This is a genomic window from Sporosarcina sp. P25 (genome assembly GCF_002743235.1).
GTDB classification, from domain to species: Bacteria; Bacillota; Bacilli; order Bacillales_A; family Planococcaceae; genus Sporosarcina; species Sporosarcina ureae_B.
Genome location: NZ_PDYV01000003.1, coordinates 186,539 through 210,206, shown reverse-complemented (window position 1 = coordinate 210,206; position 23,668 = coordinate 186,539). Strand labels below are relative to the sequence as shown.

The 23,668-nt window shown below is 39.5% G+C and carries 23 protein-coding genes; 16 read left to right on the top strand and 7 right to left on the bottom strand.

The features are described 5' to 3' along the window. Positions 1-47 precede the first annotated feature (47 nt). The 6 genes from yneA (at position 48) to CSV70_RS04420 (ending at position 4,364) form a co-directional block, all read left to right on the top strand. Positions 48-374, top strand: a complete 327-nt coding sequence (gene yneA, locus CSV70_RS04445; protein WP_085133308.1) for a cell division suppressor protein YneA — start codon at positions 48-50, stop codon at positions 372-374. Further along, positions 371-1,024 carry a YneB family resolvase-like protein gene (locus CSV70_RS04440; RefSeq protein ID WP_085133309.1) on the top strand — a complete coding sequence of 218 codons (654 nt, stop codon included), beginning with the start codon at positions 371-373 and terminating at the stop codon, positions 1,022-1,024. Before yneA ends, CSV70_RS04440 begins: the two co-directional genes overlap by 4 nt. 67 nt (positions 1,025-1,091) lie before the next feature. Further along, complete coding sequence (locus tag CSV70_RS04435) at positions 1,092-1,328, top strand: DUF896 domain-containing protein (protein ID WP_085133310.1); 237 nt, start codon at positions 1,092-1,094, stop codon at positions 1,326-1,328. A gap of 108 nt (positions 1,329-1,436) precedes the next feature. After that, positions 1,437-3,443: a transketolase gene (gene tkt, locus CSV70_RS04430; protein ID WP_099628117.1), complete on the top strand. Its 2,007-nt coding sequence runs from the start codon at positions 1,437-1,439 to the stop codon at positions 3,441-3,443. 133 nt (positions 3,444-3,576) lie between these two features. Then, positions 3,577-4,017, top strand: coding sequence for a sporulation inhibitor of replication protein SirA (sirA, locus tag CSV70_RS04425; RefSeq protein ID WP_085133312.1), 441 nt, complete (start codon positions 3,577-3,579; stop codon positions 4,015-4,017). Positions 4,018-4,127: 110 nt separating this feature from the next. Continuing rightward, positions 4,128-4,364: a YneF family protein gene (locus CSV70_RS04420; RefSeq protein ID WP_029053123.1), complete on the top strand. Its 237-nt coding sequence runs from the start codon at positions 4,128-4,130 to the stop codon at positions 4,362-4,364. Between the two features lie 65 nt (positions 4,365-4,429). Here the strand turns inward: CSV70_RS04420 and CSV70_RS04415 are convergent, their stop codons facing one another. Continuing rightward, complete coding sequence (locus tag CSV70_RS04415) at positions 4,430-5,356, bottom strand: alpha/beta hydrolase (RefSeq protein ID WP_085133313.1); 927 nt, start codon at positions 5,354-5,356, stop codon at positions 4,430-4,432. Positions 5,357-5,374: 18 nt separating this feature from the next. After that, the gene (locus CSV70_RS04410; protein ID WP_369822334.1) at positions 5,375-6,139 is read right to left on the bottom strand and encodes a hydroxymethylglutaryl-CoA lyase; all 765 of its coding nucleotides are present in this window, start codon (positions 6,137-6,139) and stop codon (positions 5,375-5,377) included. 257 nt (positions 6,140-6,396) lie between these two features. Between CSV70_RS04410 and CSV70_RS04405 the strand changes: the two genes are divergently transcribed. From CSV70_RS04405 to CSV70_RS04395, 3 genes are all read left to right on the top strand, one after another. Further along, complete coding sequence (locus CSV70_RS04405) at positions 6,397-6,663, top strand: YqkE family protein (RefSeq protein WP_085133314.1); 267 nt, start codon at positions 6,397-6,399, stop codon at positions 6,661-6,663. A gap of 66 nt (positions 6,664-6,729) precedes the next feature. Beyond that, on the top strand, positions 6,730-7,155 hold the full coding sequence (locus CSV70_RS04400) for a hypothetical protein (protein WP_085133315.1): 426 nt from the start codon (positions 6,730-6,732) through the stop codon (positions 7,153-7,155). Between the two features lie 30 nt (positions 7,156-7,185). Then, positions 7,186-8,037: an STAS domain-containing protein gene (locus tag CSV70_RS04395; protein WP_085133316.1), complete on the top strand. Its 852-nt coding sequence runs from the start codon at positions 7,186-7,188 to the stop codon at positions 8,035-8,037. Between the two features lie 39 nt (positions 8,038-8,076). On the opposite strand, the gene serC is transcribed toward CSV70_RS04395, so the two are convergent. Continuing rightward, the gene (gene serC, locus CSV70_RS04390) at positions 8,077-9,174 is read right to left on the bottom strand and encodes a 3-phosphoserine/phosphohydroxythreonine transaminase (protein ID WP_099628118.1); all 1,098 of its coding nucleotides are present in this window, start codon (positions 9,172-9,174) and stop codon (positions 8,077-8,079) included. A gap of 213 nt (positions 9,175-9,387) precedes the next feature. On the opposite strand from serC, the gene ypfJ reads away from it, so the two are divergent. Then, positions 9,388-10,230 carry a KPN_02809 family neutral zinc metallopeptidase gene (gene ypfJ / locus CSV70_RS04385; RefSeq protein WP_099628119.1) on the top strand — a complete coding sequence of 281 codons (843 nt, stop codon included), beginning with the start codon at positions 9,388-9,390 and terminating at the stop codon, positions 10,228-10,230. A 40-nt stretch (positions 10,231-10,270) separates the two neighbouring features. Here the strand turns inward: ypfJ and CSV70_RS04380 are convergent, their stop codons facing one another. The 3 genes from CSV70_RS04380 to CSV70_RS04370 all read right to left on the bottom strand — a co-directional run bounded on the left by CSV70_RS04380 (position 10,271) and on the right by CSV70_RS04370 (position 12,919). Next, positions 10,271-11,551, bottom strand: coding sequence for an L-lactate MFS transporter (locus tag CSV70_RS04380; RefSeq protein WP_099628120.1), 1,281 nt, complete (start codon positions 11,549-11,551; stop codon positions 10,271-10,273). A 196-nt stretch (positions 11,552-11,747) separates the two neighbouring features. Further along, positions 11,748-12,563: a formate dehydrogenase accessory sulfurtransferase FdhD gene (gene fdhD / locus CSV70_RS04375; RefSeq protein ID WP_099628121.1), complete on the bottom strand. Its 816-nt coding sequence runs from the start codon at positions 12,561-12,563 to the stop codon at positions 11,748-11,750. Positions 12,564-12,577: 14 nt separating this feature from the next. Then, positions 12,578-12,919 carry a Na-translocating system protein MpsC family protein gene (locus tag CSV70_RS04370; RefSeq protein WP_099626403.1) on the bottom strand — a complete coding sequence of 114 codons (342 nt, stop codon included), beginning with the start codon at positions 12,917-12,919 and terminating at the stop codon, positions 12,578-12,580. A 260-nt stretch (positions 12,920-13,179) separates the two neighbouring features. Between CSV70_RS04370 and fdhF the strand changes: the two genes are divergently transcribed. The 3 genes from fdhF (at position 13,180) to purU (ending at position 17,638) form a co-directional block, all read left to right on the top strand. Then, complete coding sequence (gene fdhF, locus CSV70_RS04365; RefSeq protein WP_099628122.1) at positions 13,180-16,104, top strand: formate dehydrogenase subunit alpha; 2,925 nt, start codon at positions 13,180-13,182, stop codon at positions 16,102-16,104. An 18-nt stretch (positions 16,105-16,122) separates the two neighbouring features. Beyond that, a complete protein-coding gene (locus CSV70_RS04360; RefSeq protein ID WP_085133323.1) occupies positions 16,123-16,611 on the top strand; it encodes a helical membrane plugin domain-containing protein in 489 nt (162 codons plus the stop codon). Positions 16,612-16,729: 118 nt separating this feature from the next. Next, the gene (gene purU, locus CSV70_RS04355; protein ID WP_099626405.1) at positions 16,730-17,638 is read left to right on the top strand and encodes a formyltetrahydrofolate deformylase; all 909 of its coding nucleotides are present in this window, start codon (positions 16,730-16,732) and stop codon (positions 17,636-17,638) included. Positions 17,639-17,688: 50 nt separating this feature from the next. Here purU and CSV70_RS04350 read toward each other — a convergent pair whose 3' ends face one another. Next, complete coding sequence (locus CSV70_RS04350; protein ID WP_085133325.1) at positions 17,689-18,552, bottom strand: YitT family protein; 864 nt, start codon at positions 18,550-18,552, stop codon at positions 17,689-17,691. 163 nt (positions 18,553-18,715) lie between these two features. On the opposite strand from CSV70_RS04350, the gene CSV70_RS04345 reads away from it, so the two are divergent. The 3 genes from CSV70_RS04345 (at position 18,716) to CSV70_RS04335 (ending at position 23,527) form a co-directional block, all read left to right on the top strand. Beyond that, positions 18,716-20,611: a PrkA family serine protein kinase gene (locus tag CSV70_RS04345; RefSeq protein WP_085133326.1), complete on the top strand. Its 1,896-nt coding sequence runs from the start codon at positions 18,716-18,718 to the stop codon at positions 20,609-20,611. Positions 20,612-20,978: 367 nt separating this feature from the next. Continuing rightward, complete coding sequence (gene yhbH / locus CSV70_RS04340) at positions 20,979-22,139, top strand: sporulation protein YhbH (RefSeq protein ID WP_085133327.1); 1,161 nt, start codon at positions 20,979-20,981, stop codon at positions 22,137-22,139. Next, complete coding sequence (locus CSV70_RS04335; protein ID WP_099626406.1) at positions 22,136-23,527, top strand: SpoVR family protein; 1,392 nt, start codon at positions 22,136-22,138, stop codon at positions 23,525-23,527. Before yhbH ends, CSV70_RS04335 begins: the two co-directional genes overlap by 4 nt. Positions 23,528-23,668: the final 141 nt, after the last annotated feature.

Sequence of the window (23,668 nt, the reverse complement as noted above, 5' to 3'; positions counted from 1 at the left end):
TATTCCGAACGTGTATTCTAAAAGCGAAAATTAGAGGAGGAATTATAATGGAGTCTATTAAAGAATTTATTAAAAATAATTATTATTTTGCAGTATTATTAGCAGTTTGTGTATCATTTGCTTGGGTTCAATTCGATAAAATGGCTGAGGAAGATCTCTATATGGAAATCGTTGTTAATGAAGGGGATACACTGTGGCAGTTGGCTTCTAATTACTCACAAGATATACCGACCACCCACTGGATCGAACAGGTACGTTCTTTAAATGAATTACCTACGGATCAAATCGTTTCAGGTGAATTACTGCGGGTGCCTGTTAAAATTAATAAACAAACAGATATTCGAGTAGCTGAAATAGGAGTGGGAACTAAATGATTGAAAAGAGATGTGTAATATACTGCCGAGTGAGTACGGAAAAAGAAACACAAGAACAATCTATTGTAAGGCAGCAAGAAGAACTTGAAAAATTAGCTACTGAGTTATCATATGATTGCGTTGGAATCTATACAGATCGGCAGAGTGGATACGACATGGATCGTGAAGGTCTTCTATCGATGTTGGATCGAATTCAAGACGGTTCAGTGGATGCGGTATTTATTCAAGACGAAACACGATTAGGACGAGGTAATGCAAGAGTCGCAATATTGCATGTAATCGCTAAAAGTGAGACGACTGTGATTACCAATCATTCAAACGGTACGATAGAACTGAATGAAATGGATTCAATGTTATTAGAAATTCTTGCAATCGTGGAAGAATATCAACGCAAACTACATAATGCGAAAATACGTAGAGGGATGAAGCGTGCTGTTGACAAAGGCTATGATCCATCGAAGAATCTGCGAAATATTGACCAAGCATTGGGGCGTGAAAGACTTGAGCTTCCGATAGAAGAAATTGTCTCACTCCGTAACAAAGGTCTCACGTATGAAGAAATTGCAAATGTATTAAATGGATTAGGTCATGCTGTCAGTAAGGCGACGGTTCATAGAAGATATAAAGAGTTTTTAGCTCTGGAACGCTAATAGGTTGCACTTTTCCTCCAGGTTGTTTACATTTTATTAAACGACTAACTTATGGAGGTTTTTAAAGGTGCTCTCAGAAAAGAAAATAAAACGCATAAATGAATTGGCAAATAAAAAGAAAACAACAGGATTATCGATTGAGGAAGCAAAAGAACAGACGCGGCTTAGAAAGGAATACTTGGAAACATTCCGTTCAAGTATGCGTGAAACTATCGAATCTGTCAAAGTAGTGGACCCAGAAGGAAATGACGTAACACCTGAAAAGGTCAAACAAGCTAGAGCCAATTTAAAACCACTAAATTGATGATAGGTAAAGGATTAACATTGTAATTAATTGTGGAATTGACTACACTATAGAAGGAATATGTACTATAAAACACTCATATGAGGCAGGATGGAAAGGATGTACAGCATGACCGAAAAAATCGATCAACTGGCAATAACGACAATCCGAACATTATCAATCGATGCGATTGAAAAAGCAAATTCTGGTCACCCAGGATTACCGATGGGCGCAGCGCCGATGGCTTATACACTATGGACGCAACATTTACACCACAATCCATCAAACCCACAATGGTTCAATCGTGATCGTTTTGTACTTTCAGCAGGACACGGCTCGATGTTACTCTACAGCTTATTACATTTAAGTGGCTATGGTTTAACTATTGATGACTTGAAAAGTTTCAGACAATGGGATTCAAAGACACCTGGACATCCGGAATATGGACATACAGTAGGAGTGGAAGCAACGACTGGACCACTTGGTCAAGGAATTGGTATGTCTGTAGGTATGGCAATGGCTGAAAAACATTTAGCGGCAACGTATAACAAGCCAGGTTTCGATATTGTCGACCACTACACATATGCACTTTGTGGAGATGGTGATTTGATGGAAGGTGTAGCGGCAGAAGCAATCTCCATGGCAGGCCATCTTCAATTAAACAAACTGATCGTACTATATGACAGCAACGACATTTCTCTAGATGGCGATTTGGATATGTCATTCTCCGAAAATATTAGAAAGCGTTTTGAATCATATGGCTGGAATTACGCACGAGTGGAAGACGGCAATGATACAAAAGCTGTTTCTGATGCAATCGAAAAAGCAAAAGGTAATACAGGTGGGCCAACAATCATTGAAGTGAAAACTGTGATCGGCTATGGTTCACCAAACAAATCTGGTAAAGCAGATGCACACGGTGCGCCATTAGGTGAAGATGAAATGGCACTTACGAAAGAGTATTACAAGTGGACATTCGAAGAGGACTTCTACGTTCCAGAAGAAGTCTATGATCGATTTAATTCCGCAACGGACCAACTAGGTGTTCAATCAGAGCAACAATGGAATGATTTATTCGCAAGCTATGAAAACGAGCACAAAGAATTGGCAGCACAGTTTAAACAAGCGATTGCAAATGAACTTCCAACTGATTTAAAAGAACAAATGCCAGTTTATGAAGCGGGTGCTTCTGTAGCGACACGTTCAGCATCAGGTGATTCAATTAATGCATTAGCTAAAGCAGTTCCAGCTTTATTCGGTGGGAGTGCAGACCTTGCAGGTTCGAACAAGACGACGATCAAACATGCCGGTGATTTTACTGTAGACAACTATGCAGGCCGTAATATATGGTTTGGTGTTCGTGAATTCGCGATGGGGACTGCTTTAAACGGCATGACTCTTCACGGCGGAGTGAAAGTATTTGGCGGAACATTCTTCGTGTTTAGCGACTATGTACGTCCTGCTATTCGTCTGTCAGCATTAATGGGCTTACCTGTTACTTATGTCTTCACACATGACAGCGTAGCGGTCGGTGAAGATGGACCTACTCATGAACCTGTTGAGCAATTGGCTTCATTACGTGCAATGCCTGGATTGTCTATCATCCGTCCAGCCGATGGAAACGAAACATCTGCAGCATGGCATATAGCTGCCACTTCAAAAAACACACCAACTGTCTTAGTATTGTCTAGACAAAACCTTGAAGTATTGCCTAATTCACAAGAACTTGCGATGGAAAATGTCTCAAAAGGTGCGTATGTTATATCACCTGCTACTAAAGAGCAAGCGGATGGTTTATTGCTTGCAAGTGGCTCGGAAGTAAGTCTTGCGGTTGAAGCACAGAAAGCTCTTAAAGAGCAAGACATCGACGTCAGTGTCGTCTCCATGCCTTCATGGGATCTATTTGAGAAGCAAGACCAAGTGTATAAAGATTCTGTTCTTCCAAAGAATATCAAGAAGAGAGTGGCGATTGAGATGGGAGCTTCTCTTGGGTGGCATAAATACTCGGGCGATGAAGGAACTGTCATGGCAATCGATACATTCGGTGCAAGTGCGCCAGGCGACTTAGTCATTGAAAAGTATGGCTTTACGGTTGAAAATGTTGTGCATGAAATGAAAAATCTAGTAAATAACTAAATACCCAGCGCACGGCTCCTAGAGTCGTGCGTTTTTTGCGCAGCTTTACGACAATAATAGTGAGGAAGTTTTCCGCAAACTGACACGATTTACTGAGGACAAGTTCTATGATAGACAGTAGGAGGTGTTCGTTATGAGGAAGTATGAAATTTTTAAGATTAAGTCAGCGTATCAATCCTTCATAATGGGTCGTGAACGTTTATTATTTGAGCTACTAACAGTAGGTCCTTCTACGAACTATCAAGAAATTGAATATTTATGTGATCAATTAAATCAAAGAGAACTGGATCATATCATTCAGAATAACTTGGCAAAAAGTTTTGATGAACTGGATTCATACCATAATGAATACCGTTTGACACACTTAATCAAAGGAGAAGTCTTCATCAAAATGGGAACGCATAGTATACAAGTGTATTGCCAAGGATCACGCATGTTGGATCTAGATTTATTTGTAGCGCTCTCTACTTCAACAGATCGTTTTTTTGCCGTGATGAATGAACAGGAAGAATGTGGGTGGCTCAAGCCACTTAAACACTCAGAACGCATGATACTAGAAAATTCGATGATGTAAAAACTTCCGCACAATTTGTGTACAGTCATTGCTATTCACTGCTGCTATGTTGTATAATCCTTCTTGGTAGTATGTAATCGAACTATTTTTATGAGGGGGGTTTGGCAGTAATGACTTTATGGATAGCAATTTTATTGATCGTCGTCGCTTTGATCGGCGGAGTAGCTCTCGGCTTTTTCATAGCACGTAAATATATGATGAATTATTTGAAGGACAATCCGCCAATTAATGAACAAATGTTACGTATGATGATGATGCAGATGGGACAAAAACCTTCACAAAAGAAAATTAACCAAATGATGGCTCAAATGAACAAGGTTCAAGACAAGCCAGCTAAAAAAAAATAAGTAAAACTCCGTGATTAGCAAATTCGCTAGCACGGAGATTTTTTATTTTCTACCATATAGTATTGTCAGGAATATAAACGGAAACGATTCAAAAATCTTTGAACCGTTTGTAGATATTCATCAGGGTTATCATTATACGATTTGGCATGTGCTCCTTTTGCGAAAAGCTTCAACATTTTATCGCCTTCTTTTAATTCATATAACTCTTCCGTCATTTGAGGCAAAATGAAAGTGTCTTCCATGCTGTGAATGAATAACACGGGTTTATCAATAAATTTCATCACTTCACGAGGAGAAACAGCCGCAGAAGTATAGCCATCACGAATCTTTAAAAATAAATTGGCGATTCGTAAACTCATGGACGTTTTAAACGGCATCTCCGTACGAATAATATGCAGTAGTTGCTCTGAGAAATCCGAGAACGGACAATCGGATATATAGAAATCTGCTTCATCTTCATACGTACCTGCGTATAAAAGCGTAGTGGCGGCTCCCATAGATTCTCCGTGGATACCAATTAAAGCGCGCTTACCTACACGTTTACGTACAGCTGTTACAACTTCCTTCAAATCCATTTTTTCATAAAATCCAAAACTTGTTGTTTTTCCACCAGAATCACCATGTCGACGATGATCAAAAATAACAGAATTAAATCCTAAACGTTCAAACAGTCGAGCATATTTGATGGAATTCACTTTGTTCTCCGTTACACCATGGCAAATAACAACTGTTCGCGTTGTATCTAAAGGCCGTAAGAAAATGGCGCGTAAGTTATAGCCGTTAGGTGATGGAATCCAAATATCGTCTTTTCTTACAGTTTCAAACCACTGACGATCAAAACGTTTAGCGATCATCTCGCGCTGTAAAATAACTTCTGAGTCTTTTGTTTTTAAATACATCAGGCGATTGGTTACAAGGATACCGAAAAATGTTAGAAGGGCTGTAATAACACTTGACGTTATACCGATAATATAAACTACTCTACGTTTCAACAAAATCCTCCTTTCTATTTACTTTCTTCTTGTATATAAATTATACATCGCCGTTTCAATAGGACGGGACAGATAAGGTGTAACTACATCTACTGCTGCACATATTTTGTCCATATCAATCCCTGTAGCTATATCGACTGACTGCAATAGGTATAGCACATCCTCCGTCGCGACATTACCTGTAGCGCCAGGCGCAAAGGGACAGCCGCCTAGGCCACCGGCAGACGTTTCAAATCGATCAACGCAGGCTTGCAAAGAGGCGTAAATAGTAGCCAAACCTAATTTACGGGTATCATGGAAATGTGCTGTGATTAAAATGTTCGGAAATTGCTTTTTCAGTTCATGAAATAAAGTGAAACTGGCTAAAGGGTTTGCCATACCATCAGTATCTGCCGCACTTAATTCATCTACACCTATATCGACAAACTTCTTACAATGAGCTAGAGTTTTTTCAAGTGGAATAAAACCTTCATACGGACAGTGAAATGCTGTCGAAATACAAGCCCTGACAAAATGATAATTATTTTTAAGCTGATGGATAGTCGGTCGTAGCGTCTCTATACTCTCCGCAGTGGATCGATTGATAGTATGTTGATTGAATGTATCACTGACTCCTACAAACACTGCTACGCTATCTCCACCAGTTTGGAGGGCATTCTCAACACCTTGTGCATTGGGCGTGAGAACAAGTTTCCTGCCTAGTTTGCTTACCCGTTCCATAATCTCTTTGGAATCTGACATTTGACGAACCCACTTAGGCGATACATAGGAAGTGATTTCCATTTCATGTAAACCTGCTCGCTGCAAAGCATGTATAAAAGCTAATTTTTAATCGGTTGGAATACTGTTTTTTTTTCATTCTGTAAACCATCGCGTGGTCCAACCTCGATTAACGTCACGGTTTTTGGTAAACTATACATAAACATCCCTCCCCTAATCTATTGTACGTAATATAAGCGAATTAGGGCAATGTAAAACCCTTGTCAATTAAATGGATAATAAAAAAAGTACTCTTTATCTAATAGAAAGTAGTGAATAATATGTCGAAAAAACAACGAAAAGTATCAAGTAATCAAAGGAAGCAAACCACAGATGATTCTGCAACTTCACTTTCGGACTTAATGAGCGAAGATATGTTAGCGAAATTAAAAGGCATGAAGCAAGAAATGAAAGTGGAAGAAGAAATAAAACTCGAACAAGAAAAAGAAAAACGTATTCAAGAGCGAAAAGAACGTGAAAAAAATAAAAGTTTTGAAGAATTACTAGAGGAATATGGATATGATGGAACAAAGCATAGAGAATACTAAGCGTGCAAGTAGCTATACTAGTCAAGTAATTCCTTTATAAAAGTCTTTTACAAAGGAGATGGATAAATGCGGTTCTTGTATATTACGTATCGTAAGAAACAAGATATTCAAAAAGTACCTATATCCGAAAACCTTTTGAAACGTGTTCATGCAGCACCTATTGAGCATCCGATTGTTTATTGGTTGCAAAAGAATGTAGAAACTATTGAAATACTAGATTCTGTTATATATTATGATTTAACTAAAGAAATGGTAGAAAGTTTTTATAATACATTATGGGATGCGCATGCGGAAAAAACTAAGGCGTCTCCAAGACCTTGGAAATTCTTGCCCATCCCTGCTGACGAACAGTATATATATCCGATTGCACAATATGAAAAAGAATACGGAGTCACGTATTATGAATCTATATACAAATACATAACGGTTCTTGGAGTCATATTAAATATCTTTGACTTTGATGCTAATCAATTAATTATATTCATTCAATAAGATGGAAGAATATATCCAGGAGGATGTAAGATGAAACAGATCGATGTTAGGCTTTATGAATATTTACTAGCAAAACTTCCTGAAATTACAACTTCTTGGCTGGCAATGAGAAAAGTGGAAAAGGATTCTATTTACTCGCTTAATGCACAACCGGAAATGGAAGAAACACTTCGTGAACAAAATAAACTTACAAATTTAACAGTCATCAGCAGTTTACTTGATGATCCTGAAATCTTTGAGAAGAACAAAAGTAAATGGGCAGCGGTTGTCGCTCTAAGTAGAGTGAACAGCAATACACCTATAGAAGATGTAATTGATGCATTGAGTAATGTGCGTTTAACCTATTGGCGCTTCGTAAAAGAATTTTATTTGGTCCATAAAGAGGAAATTACAATTGAAGATTATATGCGGTGGAGTGACACAATTAATAATGCATTTGATCAGATTTATATTAATTTCGCACAAACTTATAATGAATACATCAACAGCAAGTTCGATATCCAACAAAGCTTAATTAATGAATTAAGCTCACCCGTCATAAAAATTACCGAAAAAATTGGCGTAGTACCGCTAATTGGAGATATGGATGAACTGCGTGCACGCAGTATGTTAGAAAGCATTCCTGATAAAAGTTTAGAGTCTGATATTGAACATTTATTCATTGATTTATCTGGAGTGAACGTGATTGATACACTGGTAGCACAGCAGATTTTTCAAGTGACAAAAGTGTTATCCCTATTAGGAACAAGATGCACAATTACAGGCATCTTACCAGCAATTGCTCAAGCGTCAACAGAGCTTGGTTTAGATTTTAAGAATATCCAAACGTTTAGTTCTTTACAATTAGCATTTTCAAAAGAATTTTTAATTGTAGAACAGTAAAAAACCAAGTCACTCATAAAGTGGCTTGGTTTTTAGTTTTTATTTATGTTTTTCTTGGAAATCAAGCATGAATTTCTGTAAAGCCTGACAAGCTTCAAATGGCACTGCGTTGTAAGTGGAAGCACGACATCCGCCTACGGAACGGTGACCATTCAACCCGACAAATCCCGCCTCTTTAGCTTCTTCTAAGAACTGTTTTTCCAGCTCTTCATCCGCTACACGGAACGTGATGTTCATCAATGAACGACTATCTTTTTCAGCATGTCCTTTATAGAAACCGTTGCTGTTATCGATCGCATCATAGATTAGATTCGCTTTTTCTTCATTGCGCTTCGCAATCTTTTCTATGCCGCCTTGTTGTTGCATCCAACCAAGAACTTCACCCAACATGTAAATACCGAAAGATGGAGGAGTATTATATAAAGAGTTGCTTGATGAATGCGTTTGGTATTTCAAAATAGCTGGAATGCCACTATTCGCATTGTCCAACAAGTCTTTGCGGATAATCGCAACTGTAACACCTGAAGGTCCAAGGTTTTTTTGTGCACCTGCATAAATCATTCCGAATTTACTGATGTCAAGTGGTCTTGACAGAATGTCACTAGACATATCCGCTATTAACGGAACATTTCCAGTGGAAGGGAACTCGTGGAATTGTGTACCGAAAATCGTGTTATTCGAGGTAATATGCACGTATGCATCTGTTTCTTCAAATGTAATTTCCTTAGAGGATGGGACGCGATTATAATTTGTGTTTTTTGTAGAAGCTACTTCGTATACTTCACCGATTGTCTTTGCTTCTTTAAGAGCTTTATCTGACCATGCACCCGACATAATATATCCGGCTTTTTTTCCTTCTGCTAAAAAATTCATGGGCACCATTGCAAATTGTAGACTAGCTCCCCCTTGCAAGAATAGCACATCATAGTTTTCGGGAATTGTGAATAAAGAACGCAAACGTTCAATTGCTTGATTATGTACTTGTTCATAAGTAGCACTGCGGTGACTCATTTCCATAATAGACATCCCTGATTCTTTGAAATCCACTAGTTCAGCTTGTGCTTTTTCAAGAACTTCGCGTGGAAGAGCGGATGGACCCGCATTAAAATTATAGACAGACTTTCGGTTACTCAACAAAATCACTCCTTCATTAATTTACAACTCTAAAACAAAGTATATATGAAAAATCATACATGGGGAATAGCTATCTGCCAATTCGCAATAAATTGCTCAATTAACAAGAGGATTGTCTTGTTTGTTTCATTGCGAAAATGGGTAAATTATAATCCAGCAGCATCTACATAAGCATGTAAAGTTTAGATCACATAAAGCCGAAATGAGGGACATAGTATGAAAACAGGTGGACGCAGAAAAAGTTCAAATGTAGAGGATCGAAGAGGGAAGAGTGGCGGAGGCGGTGCGATTGCATTAGGCGGTGGTGGTCTTGGAATTGTCGGTATTATATTATTTCTCATTTTAGGCGGAAATCCGACTGATTTATTAGATAATAGCTCAGCAGTACCTGATCAACCATACGTGGAAACCGAACAAGATAAAGAATTGGCAGATTTTGTTTCAGTTGTGCTTGCGGATACTGAAGACATTTGGTCGGAGTTATTTGCTCAACAAGGAATTCGATATGAGAACCCCACGCTGGTACTTTATTCAGGACAAGTGGATACAGCTTGTGGATATGGAAGTGCAGCTGCAGGACCATTTTATTGCCCGGGTGATCAAAAACTGTATATTGACTTAGCATTTTATAATGAATTACAGAATTCATTTAGAGCGCCCGGTGATTTTGCTATGGCCTATGTTGTAGCCCATGAGGTAGGACACCATGTGCAAACGCTCCTTGGAATTTCAGATCAAGTTATGCCGCTCCGTCAAAAAATGAGCGAAGAAGAATTTAATAAGTATTTAGTGAGATTTGAATTGCAAGCAGATTATTTTGCGGGTGTCTGGGCACATCATGCGAAGGGACGCGGATACTTGGAGCAAGGAGATTTACAAGAAGCAATTACTGCCGCCGGTGCGGTTGGTGACGATACGATTCAAAAGCGTGCGAGAGGCTATGTTGTTCCAGAGAGTTTCACCCACGGAACAGCAAAACAACGAATTTATTGGTTCGAACATGGCTTTGAATTAGGAACTATTGATGGTGGAGATACATTTAATCAAACAGAAAAATAAAAAATCGCGAACGTCACTTTTAAGTGACGTTCGCGATTTTTTATTTTGTTGCGGCTATAGCAGGATCAACTGGAATACTTCCTTCTTTTTCATTGCGAAGTCTTTTAATATCTACCCGAATGAGTAACGAAATTATTAGAGCCACCGCGAATAAACCAGCGAAGAATAATAAGCTACTTTCATAACTACCTGTGGTGTCTTTCATCCATGCAGCAAACATCGGTCCAGCTACTCCCGCTGCAGACCATGCTGTCAAAATATAGCCATGGATGGCCCCAAGTTGTCTCGTTCCAAAAATATCGCCAATATAAGCCGGGATAGAAGCGAAGCCTCCTCCGTAGCATGTATAGATCACGGCTAGAATGACTTGGAAAATAATTGCGTTTGTAGTGAATGGTAAAATAGAAAATAAAACAAGTTGAATGACAAAGAACGTGGTATACGTATTGGGACGGCCGATATAATCCGAAATTGCAGCCCAGCCAAGTCTTCCGGCTCCGTTAAAGATGCCTAGCACACCAACTAATGCGGCTGCCTGAATAGTCGTCATGCCAATACTATCAATCGCCATTGGTTTGGCAGCGGAGAGAATGGCGATACCGCATGTGACATTAATGAACAACATAAGCCATAAATAATAAAAGCGTTTCGTTTTGACTGCTTGATTGGCTGTCAATTGAGCAAGATCTTCTTTAACTTCCGTTTTACCTGAACGAATTTTTTCAATAAACCCAGGCGGTGCCCAACCTTCCTCTGGCTTTTCTAGATACAAAGAAGAAAATAACATTATCAGGAAATACGATACACCGAGAATATAAAAAGTGTTTTGTAATCCCACGTTGCTGATCAAGTATTCCATGATTGGACTACTGATGGCTGCAGCGAACCCAAAGCCCATGATGGCCAGTCCTGTAGCAAGCCCCCTGCGGTCCGGGAACCATTTGACGAGTGTAGAAACAGGTGCAATATATCCTACTCCTAAGCCGATTCCGCCGAGCATACCGTAAAAGACATACAGCATAGGCAATGAAGACATACCTACTGCGAGTCCGGAACCTGTCACTCCCACTCCGAAGAACACAGCTGCAAGTAAACCTGCTTTTCTTGGACCATATTTCTCTACAAAGTGACCTAAAAAAGCAGCTGATAAACCGAGAAATAAAATGGCTATACTAAACGTCAGCTGTACTTGGCTTGTGGTCCATCCAAATTCGTCAATGAGTGGATTAGTGAAGTTACTCCAGGCATAAACAGATCCTATAGAAATGTGAATACCTACTGCAGATAACGCAATCAGCCATCGGTTCTTCGTTTTTTTCATTCGTAGTCCTCCTTTTAACAAAACTCTCCTATAGCTTTAATTCCAGTACCCAAACAATTTGACTAATCGGTAGTGGATAAGAAATATTGATAAGATCTTCGGTTACAAAATGACAATAGTTAAACGATTACTGGAATGTAGGATAGGATTAAGGAGTATATTATTAGCAATTCACAAAGTTGTCAATATTATTTTTTCATATAGTTGGAAAAAGATTGGTGGCATCCATGACGATTCTTTCGGGATGAGTGTACACGTTAAAAGATTCTCCACGGATGAATCCGACCGTCGTGATTCCTAAATCATCTGCTAAATTCAAAGCTAATTCAGTAGGTGCAGATTTTGATAATACGATTTCACAACCGATCTTGGCGACTTTTAGTAAAATTTCGGATGAAATACGCCCACTGAATACAATGATCTTATCTCTAACCGAAATATTATTTTTCAGACAGTGACCATAAATTTTATCTAACGCATTATGGCGGCCGATATCCATACGTGATAATAATAATTGGTCTGGTGCGCATAAAGCAGCATTGTGAACGCCACCAGTATGTCGGAACATTTCTGCCTGTTCTTCCATTTGATTCATCAAAGAAAATATTTGTGTGGGTATCAGTTGAACAGAGATACTATCCATCTTTTTCGCTGTCAGTGCATCATTTGCAAAGATATATCCTTGTCTGCTCATGCCGCAACAAGATGTGATATAGCGTTTATTCTGTAATTGTTCAAAGAAAGGATAGACTTTGTCTGTATTGACGTAAATAAAGCCATTTTCGAGATCAAGTCGAATGTCTTTGATTTGTTCCCATTTCGGTACTATTCCTTCTGAAGCTAGAAAGCCCACAGTCATATCCTCGATATAATCCGGAGTACATACAATCGTCGCAAATTCTTTATTGTTCAGTTTAATTGTGATTGCATATTCAACGGCGACTTGATCTGCTTTTTCAAAGACTTTCCCATCCTGAAATCGAATAATGGATCGTTGTTGTTGCTGTTCCATAAACCTTCCTCCTTTCAGTCAATCGAACGATCGAATAAAAATACCGAAACCGCAATATCATCATCAATTTTAAAATCGCTGAATAAGTGCAAAAACTTCGCCTCGACTAATTCTTCCAAGCCTACAGGTGGTTCTTTTGCATAAACAGCCTGAATCATACTAGTTCGTGCGCGGTGCACCATCTCTTTTCCTTCTGGCGTTCCGGCTATGAACTTTTCAGTCGGAGTCAAATTACCATAGAGAGTAGAGACCACCATATTATCTATAAATATGGTATGAATTCGTTCAGGACCCTTGCCAAATAAGTCTTTTCGTAATTTACGGATGATATCATTAAACTCATGAATTTTTTTCATTGGACACTTCCTTTACTTATATGCAGAATAGTCTAATTATTTAAAGATAGCCATTGTATTATACGTTTTATTACTTTATACTAAATATATATAAGATGGAAATCTAGTATGCGATTGCTAGAAGTTCATCAACCTACATGTAATAGTAAGTATGGATCGGTTCTTTAGCAAGTCCTGTTAAGAAACTATTCCACTATAAAAAATACCGTCATGACGGTTTTTTTATGGTGGATTTTTTATTTGAGAAGGAGGACGCCTGTATGTCAATTTCAATCAATGATAAGATTTTAAACTTCGAACCAGGGTCGACGCTCATTCAAATCATCAATGCAAATAAGATAGAGCACCCTCAAATATGTTATTTGCCAGAAGTCGACCCGATACAAACATGTGATACGTGCATCGTGGAAGTAAACGGCCAGTTAACACGTGCTTGTTCAACACAAGCAGTCGACGGCATGGATGTCAAATTAGCGTCCCCGCGTGCTAAGGAAGCACAAACGGAAGCAATGGATCGAATTTTAGAAAATCATTTACTATATTGTACCGTGTGTGATAACAATAATGGAAACTGTAAAGTACATAATACCGTGGCACTTTTGGAAGTGGAAGAACAAAAATATCCATACGAACCGAAATGTTCAAAAGATGCGGTGGATTTCACTCATCCGTTCTATCGTTATGATCCTAATCAATGCATCGCATGCGGTCAGTGTGTGGAAGTGTGTCAAAACTTACAAGTAAATGAGACGCTTTCAATTGACTGGGAACGCGATCGTCCCATTGTTTTATGGGATGGCGGAGCGAAGATTAATGATTCTTCTTGTGTAGGCTGTGGTCATTGTATTACCGTTTGTCCATGCAACGCTCTGATGGAAAAAACGATGCTTGGTGAAGCTGGATTTATGACGAACATGAGTGACGAGTTGATGGAGCCTATGGTTGATTTGATTAAGGATGTAGAACCAGGTTACAGCAGTATCATGGCGATTTCCGATGTTGAATCCGCGATGAGAGAATCCACAATCAATAAAACAAAAACCGTCTGCACATTTTGTGGAGTAGGTTGTTCGTTCGAAGTCTGGACGAAAGATCGTACAATATTAAAAATTCAACCGGTTTCCGAAGCGCCTGTCAACCAGATTTCGACTTGTGTCAAAGGGAAGTTCGGTTGGGATTTCGTGAATAGTGAAGAACGCATTACAACGCCTCTTATTCGTAAAGGTGACGAATTTGTTGAAGCATCATGGGATGAAGCGTTGGATCTAGTCGCGAAAAATCTAGGTCAAATCCGTGACGAACATGGTAAAGACGGAATCGGTGTCATCTCCTCATCTAAAATTACGAATGAAGAGAACTACGTCATTCAAAAATTTGCTCGGCAAGTGTTTGGTACAAATAACGTAGACAATTGTTCCCGTTACTGCCAGTCCCCCGCGACAGACGGGTTATTCCGTACTGTTGGAATGGGTGGCGATGCTGGAACTATTAAAGATATTGCTAAAGCGGGCTTGGTCATCATTGTAGGTGCCAATCCTGCAGAAGGTCATCCTGTTCTTGCGACACGTGTAAAGCGCGCACATAAGCTACACGGTCAAAAGTTAATCGTAGCCGATCTCAGAAAGCATGAAATGGCTGAACGCGCAGATATCTTTATGACACCGCAACAAGGAACGGATCAGGTCTGGCTAATGGCAGTGACAAAATACTTAATCGATCAAGGCTGGCATGATCAGCAATTCATTGAGGAGAATGTTCTGCATTTTAATGACTTTACTGAAGTATTAGATCGCTATACACTCGAATATGCAGAAGAGGTAACAGGTGTTTCAAAAAAAGTATTGATTCAAACAGCTGAAATGATCCGTGATGCGGATGGTACATGTATCTTATGGGGAATGGGTGTTACGCAAAATACAGGTGGTTCCGATACTTCAGCAGCCATCTCCAATTTATTGCTAGCATCAGGAAATTACCGTCGTCCAGGCGCAGGTGCTTATCCTTTACGCGGACACAACAACGTACAAGGTGCATGTGATATGGGAAGCTTGCCTGGTTGGTTACCTGGCTATCAGCATATTACAGACGATGCAGCACGAGAAAAATTTGAACGTGCTTATGGTGTAGAGATAGAGGGTAAGCCAGGACTTGATAATATTCAAATGCTTCACTCGATTGATGCCGGAGTTATGAAGGGTATGTATATTGTAGGGGAAGATATGGCACTAGTGGATTCCAATGCGAATTATGTACACGATGTACTGTCGAAGCTCGATTTCCTCGTTGTACAAGATATCTTCTTCTCGCGTACAGCGCAATACGCAGACGTCATTTTACCGGCAGTACCATCACTTGAAAAAGATGGCACATTTACAAATACGGAACGCCGAGTACAACGACTTTATAAAGCATTGCCGAACAAAGGTAACTCCCGCCAAGACTGGTGGATCATCCAAGAAGTTGCAAACCGCTTAGGCGCTAACTGGAATTACACGCATCCAGGTGATATCTTCGCTGAAATGACAAGTTTGAGTCCTATTTTCGGAGAAGCTTCTTACGAGATGTTGGAAGGTTGGGGTAGTTTCCTTTGGGGAAGTCTAGAAGGAAAGAATACACCACTTCTTTATACCGATGGCTTTAATTTCCCTGATAAGAAAGCGCGCTTTGCTTTATCGGATTGGATTGAACCAGTAAAATTCCCTGATGAATTTGATCTTCACATCAACAATGGCCGTATGCTTGAACATTTCCATGAAGGAAATATGACGAATAAATCAGAGGGGATCCAAGAAAAAGTTCCCAATATATTTGTAGAGATTTCTCCCGAATTAGCAAAAGAACGTGGTGTAGTCACAGGTACCTATGTAAGACTCATTTCTCCATATGGAGCGTTGAAGCTTCCTGCACTTGTCACAGATAGAGTAAGAAAAAATGAATTATTCTTACCAATGAACTCAGTAGATAAGCAATCTGCAATCAACTTCCTAACTGGGCCTGCCACAGATGAACGCACAAATACACCCGCTTATAAGCAGACAAAGGTCCGCATGGAAGTGCTCGAGAAGCAGGGGGATAATCCATTACCTAAGAGTAACCACCGTGATAAAAAACGTCACCCGCAAAATGGTGTAGAAGTAGAACGTAAGTGGAATCGACCAGGATATGTCCAATTAACAGATCAATAATTAGTGAGGTGAATATCAATGGCGGCACCCATAACTTCTATTAAAAGAACAGAACGTTCCGAACTGGAAATACAGCAAGACAAGTTGGCTGAACTACAGAAAAAGATTGCTGAACAAGAAGAGTCTCTGCAGAAAATCATGGAAATCACGGGTGAATTGCATAAGATTGGTGCGTTAGACGCATTACAAGCAATGCTTCATTCAAAAGAAAAGATTACGGGCATAGCGTTAGGTCAAGTATCGAGGGAACCTGTGACAAACTTGCTCAATAATTTGATGGCAGGAGCCGGAATTCTAACCGCACTAGACCCAGCTACCATTCAGCAACTTTCAAAAAGTGTCCAAAAAGGGTTATCTGAAGCTGAGCAAGCGAATGAAGAAGGTCAGAAAACAGGCGTTTTGCAACTGATGAAAGCTATCAATGATCCTGATATCAATCGTGCGTTAACATTCGGTATGAACTTCCTAAAAGGGATGGGTAAGGGTTTAGAAAAACCAGCGGAATAACATTTTTGCGAAAAACGTTACTTTGCTTCATACTGTATTAGATGAGTTCACCCGTTCCCTAGCCTATCTGGCTGGGGAACTTATTCATTCAGTAACATTATTTGTAGGAGATGAAAACATGTCAGCCCAAAGTAAAATTGCTACACATTTAGAAGAACAATCTACAGCACAGAAAAACATCGGAAGACTGCTAGTGAAATGCTCGGATAAACCGGGAATCGTATCCGCGGTCTCAACATTTTTGCTACGTTACGAAGCAAATATCGTAGAATCTAGCCAATACTCAACGGATCCAGAAGGTGGCATGTTCTATCTACGTATCGCATTCCATTTAGACAATCTATTGGATAAAAAAGAAGAAATGGAAGAAAGTTTTAGGGACATTGCGAAACAACATGAGATGGACTATCGTTTTTCATACGCAGTAGAACTAAAACGAACAGCTATATTTGTGTCCAAAGAACCGTATTGTTTGATGGAATTGCTATGGGAATGGCAGAATGGCGATTTGAATACTGATATCGTTGTGGTCATCAGTAACCATGAAGATGCGCGCGGAATGGTCGAAGCACTCGGTATTCCTTTCCATTACATTCCAGCCAACAAAGATATCCGCCAAGATGTGGAGAAGCAGCAAGTGAAGTTAATGGAAGAATACGAAGTGGACGTACTAGTGTTGGCACGTTACATGCAAATACTGACACCTGAATTCGTCAGTCACTTCCCGAATCAAATCATCAATATCCATCATTCATTTTTACCGGCCTTCATCGGCGCACGTCCTTACGAAAGAGCATTTGGACGCGGTGTAAAACTGATTGGTGCAACGTCACATTATGTAACAAATGATTTGGATGAAGGGCCGATCATTGAACAGGACATCGAGCGTGTGGATCACCGAGATGATATTGTTCAATTGAAGAAAATTGGCCGTACCATCGAGCGACGTGTTCTTGCACGTGCAGTGAAATGGCATCTTGAAGATCGAGTGATTGTAGAAAACAATAAAACCATTGTCTTCCATTAAGGGACACGAAACGGGACACGAAACCGCCACTCGAATGAGTGGCGGCTTTTTTAATGTATAGGTGACTTGAAAGTCGCTCCATGTGTTTCTTGTGTATTCATGATGGTCAAAAACGCAGAAGGATCTATGTCGGTGGTGATTTGCTTTAGCTTTGAAATTTCTAGCCTTGTCACGACAACATAGATGACGTCTTTTTCATTATCCGAATAGCCACCGCGACCGTGCAACATGGTGATGCTACGTCCAAGTCGAAGACGAATCGCTTCACCAAGCTCCTCGTATTCATCGGAGATAATAAAGACGGCCTTGGTCTCATCTAGGCCTTGAATCACAATGTCAATTGCTTTTGAGGCGATATAGTAGGTAATGATCGAGTACATTGCTTTTTCAGGTCCGAGTACAAAACCTGCCCATCCGAAAATGAAGAGGTTGAAGAACATAACGAATTCTCCAACACTGTAGGGGATTTTTTTTGTAAGTAAAATGCCAAGAATCTCCGTCCCGTCCAGCGCTCCGCCATTACGTATGATGGTTCCGACACCGGCCCCTAGCAATAATCCACCAAAGACTGTAGCTAGCAGTGAGTCTGTTACGAATGGACCGAGGGTTTTAAGTGGGAATTCTACAATGGCAAGCAAAGCAATCGCATAGGAAGAGGAGAAGAAAAAGTTCTTGCCAATATGTTTATACCCGAAAAACAGGAAAGGTAAGTTTAAGAGTAAAATCAAAATACCAAAAGGTACTCCTGAAATGAAATTCAATATGAGTGCGATCCCGATAATGCCCCCGTCAATTACGGAGTTAGGGATTAAAAATAAATCTAACGCAACTGCTGTAATTACTACACCAATTGAAATAAATAAATAACGTCTAAGTAAATGCCCTACTGTTTCCTTTTTATGTTGTTTGCTCATAAAAATCTCCTTTTTCAAACGTGTTCATTCTATCTTAACGGAATTTTAATAAAGAAAGTAGTAGTAATAGTAGCTTTTCAATTTTTCTTCCAGAGTACGTGATGAATCTTTTACACTTCATGAACATAAGATGATACATCATAGCCTAATTGGAGGAGATATGTTGGATATCATTCGTCAGTTGCATAATTATCGCAAAGAAGAAAATCAGTTGAAGTGGGAAGGTACATTTTTGGAGTATCTAGAATTAATAAAAGAACGTAAGGAAATTGCACAGACTGCGCATTCACGTATTTATGAAATGATAAAAAGTGCAGGAATTGAAAAAAAAGACGGCAAGAAAATCTATAATTTCTTTGATGAAGAGTTATATGGTCTAGAAGAATCTATTGAACGTTTAGTAGAAGAATATTTTCATCCGGCAGCAAAGCGTTTGGATGTAAAGAAGCGCGTATTGTTATTGATGGGACCTGTTAGTGGTGGTAAATCTACTATTGTTACGATGTTAAAACGTGGGCTGGAAGCCTATTCTCGAACGGATGAAGGAGCGGTGTATGCTATCAAGGGATGTCCGATGCATGAAGATCCCTTACACTTGATTCCGGAATCTTTAAGGAAGTCATTCTTTGAAGAATACGGTATACGTATCGAAGGAAGTCTATCTCCTTTAAATCAATTGCGTCTCGAAGAAGAATTCGAAGGTAAGATTGAAAATGTGGTAGTAGAACGTATTCTGTTTTCAGAAGATCGCCGCGTTGGGATTGGAACGTTCACACCATCCGATCCGAAGTCACAGGACATTGCTGATTTAACTGGGAGTATAGACTTCTCCACGATTGCTGAATATGGTTCGGAGTCAGATCCACGTGCATATCGATTTGATGGGGAATTAAATAAAGCGAATCGTGGCATGATGGAATTCCAAGAAATGCTGAAGCTTGATGAAAAGTTTCTTTGGCATTTATTGTCTTTGACGCAGGAAGGGAATTTTAAAGCAGGAAGATTTGCGCTGATTAGTGCAGATGAATTGATCGTTGCCCATACTAATGAAACGGAATACCGTTCATTCATTAGTAATAAAAAGAACGAAGCACTTCACTCAAGATTGATTGTCATTCCCGTTCCGTACAATCTGAAAGTGAGTGCGGAAGAAAAAATCTATGAAAAAATGATTCGTGACAGTGATATGGCTCATGTCCACATTGCGCCACATGCATTGCGAGTGGCTGCTATTTTTTCTGTTCTGACACGTTTGAAAGCATCGAAAAAACAAGGCATCGATCGTTTGAAGAAATTGCGCCTGTATGATGGACAGAATGTTGAAGGGTTTAACGATGCAGATGCGGTAGAACTGAAAAACGAATTTATCGATGAAGGAATGGACGGAATCGATCCACGCTACGTCATCAATCGTATTTCTTCTGCAATTATCCGAAAAGAAGTTCCAAGCATCAATGCACTAGACGTATTGCGTGCGTTAAAAGACGGCTTCGATCAACATGCCTCCATTTCGAGTGAGGACCGCGACACGTATATGAATTATATTTCGATGGCACGTAAAGAGTATGATGAAATCGCGAAAAAAGAAGTTCAGAAAGCTTTTGTCTATTCCTATGAAGAATCAGCAAAAACCTTAATGGATAATTACTTGGATAACGTCGAAGCGTACTGCAATAAAAATAAACTACGCGACGCGCTGACGGGAGAAGAAATTAATCCCGATGAAAAGTTGATGCGTTCGCTTGAAGAGCAGATAGGAATTTCGGAGAATGCAAAAAAGGCATTTAGAGAAGAAATCCTAATCCGCATCTCCGCATACGCAAGAAAACACCAGCGCTTCGACTACCGATCCCATGACCGCTTGCGTGAAGCAATCCAGAAAAAACTATTCACCGATCTAAAAGACGTCGTGAAGATTACTACAACATCTACTACACCCGATGAGACACAACTGAAGAAAATGAATGAAGTCGTTGCGCGCTTAGTAGACGAACATGGCTATAATTCCGTCTCTGCAAATGACCTCCTGCGTTACGTAGGAAGTTTGTTAAATCGGTAAGCCGGATAAGGAACGTGAGTAGAATGGCTGTCTGCGATGGGATGGCAACTCTAGCTAAGGACGCAATTCTGTTGAAGTAATTACTAGGATGAGTCATTGTAGGTAGTGTCTATTTTGTTGTGATTAAACTTATTTCAAGCCATGTCTCAGCTCAAGTCGTAAAACGATTACAATCCTAGCTTTAATGCGCATCAATAAAATAATAATCAAAACCACTGCCTAAAACGTATTCCAGCTACTTAATTTTGTATCAAGAGACCTCAAATCACGAGGTCTCTTTTTAGTTTTGTTACCGTTTTGTCAATATTCAATCAGCTACCGCATATGATAGGGAAACAAATTGTTCGAGAGATAGGCGGGGATACGAGTGGAAGAAAACCAGAAAAGTCGATTCGTTGTCACTGAAGAAAATTGGTCTCTCCATCGCAAAGGCCACCAAGACCAGCAACGCCATCTAGATAAAATAAACGAAGTGCTAAAAAGTAACTTACCTGACTTAATTAGTGAAGAGAACATTATACTGTCAAATGGAAAAGACATGGTCAAAATTCCAATTCGCTCATTAGATGAATTTAAAATTCGCTACAACCACGACAAGTCCAAGCATGTTGGCCAAGGTGATGGCGACAGTGCGGTAGGAGACGTAGTGGCGCAAGGAGAAAAGAAAGCGCAGCCAGGTGAAGGAAAAGAAGCGGGTGATCAGCCAGGGCAGGACATCTATGAAACAGAAGTTTCCATTGAAGAGTTGGAAGAGATGTTCTTTAAAGAATTGGAGCTACCGGACTTGGAGCAAAAAGAACAATCTGTAACAACGATTGAAGACATTGATTTCACAGACATCCGTAAAAAAGGGTTAATCGGTAATATTGATAAAAAACGGACATTGTTATCTGCCATTAAACGTAATGCAATAAATGGAAAAGCTGAAGTCGCACCGATTCTGGAAGATGATCTACGATTTAAAACATGGAATCCCGTGGAGAAACCACAATCTAAAGCAGTAGTCATCGCAATGATGGACACGAGTGGTTCAATGGGTAAATTTGAAAAGTATATGGCACGAAGTTTCTTCTTTTGGATGACGAAGTTTTTACGGACAAAGTATGAAACCGTAGATATCGAATTCATTGCGCACCATACGGAAGCGAAAGTAGTATCAGAGGAAAACTTCTTCAACAAAGGAGAGAGTGGTGGAACCAGATGTTCATCTGCCTATAGTAAAGCGTTGGAAGTTATTAAAGAATATTATCCACCAACTAGTTATAATATCTATCCCGTGCATTTTTCGGACGGGGAGAATATGACAAGTGACAATAAGAAATGTTTGGAACACGTAGATGAATTATTGGCGATATCGAATATGTTTGGTTATGCCGAAGTCAATGAACACCGTAGAATGTCTACGTTGATGTCTGCGTATAAATCAATTGAACATCCCAAATTCAATTATTATATTTTGCAAAAAAACCGCGATGTCTACTTTGCGCTCAAGAAGTTCTTCGAAAAGCGAACGGAGGGGTTACGCTGACTGATCAACGGGCATTATATTATGCAATTGATGAAATCACGGAGATTGCCAATGGATTTGGACTCGACTTTTATCCAATGCGGTATGAAATTTGCCCAGCGGATATTCTGTATACATTTGGTGCCTATGGAATGCCTACACGCTTCACACATTGGAGTTTTGGTAAGCAATTTCATAAGATGAAGTTGCAATATGATATTGGATTGAGCAAGATTTATGAGCTAGTTATAAATTCAAATCCATGTTATGCATTTTTATTGAATACGAATAGTTTAATACAAAATAAACTAATCATCGCGCATGTATTGGCGCATTGTGATTTCTTCAAAAATAATACCTATTTCTCAAAGACACGTAAAGACATGGTGGAAAGCATGGCAGCTACAGCCGAACGAATTGCAGACTATGAAGTACGCTACGGTAAGAAATGTGTGGAAACATTTCTTGATGCGGTATTAGCCATTCAAGAACATGTGGATCCAAGTATGACGCGAGACATCATTCCGTCATCTTTTATTGTCCAACCACCCCGAAGAAGCGCATATGAGGATTTATGGGATCTTGATCAACGGACAATTCCTGGACAACAAGCGATTGAAATGCACCAAAAGAATCCGAAAGAACAACAAAAAGACATCTTATTATTTATTCTTGAAAACAGTCGTAATCTAACGGAATGGCAAGCGGATATCCTGACGATGTTACGCGAGGAGATGCTCTATTTCTGGCCACAGTTGGAAACGAAAATCATGAATGAAGGTTGGGCATCCTATTGGCATCAAACTATCCTTCGACAAATGGATTTAACACCTTCAGAAACAATCGAGTTTGCAAAACTTAATGCCAGTGTACTACAACCTTCCAAGACTTCAATTAATCCATATTACCTCGGTGTCAAAATGTATGAAGATATCGAGAAACGGTACGATATACTAGCTAAAGAAGCTATTTCACGTGGTGAAGAAGCGATGACGGGACGGGAAAAAATATTTGAAGCGCGTGAAATTGAAAATGATACTTCTTTTATTCGAAATTATTTGTCTGATGACTTGATTAAACAAGAAGATCTGTACGTATTCCAAAAGCAGGAAAACCAATACAAAATATCCGATAAACAGACAGACGCAGTCCGGAATCAACTAATTGGACAGCGAGTGAACGGTGGCTTTCCTTATATAGTAGTAGACGATGGAGACTATATGCGTAATGGAGAACTGTATCTCATTCATCGCTATGAAAACACTGAACTTGATCTCCCCTACTTGGAACATGTTTTACCGCATATCCATCAACTCTGGGGACGTATTGTGCACATTGAAACGATACTCGAGAACAAACCTTTAGTCTTTTCATACGATGGACACAAAGTGTTTAGAAGAAGTAAATAACGAAAAGAGAATAGACACATCTAATTCTGAGACTGAAGATAACTCCAACAATATGGAGATTGTCTTCAGTTTTTTTATTTTACTCCTTTTCATTTCGTGCATCTAATGGTATTTTTATAGTATGTTAACTCATTAACGTAC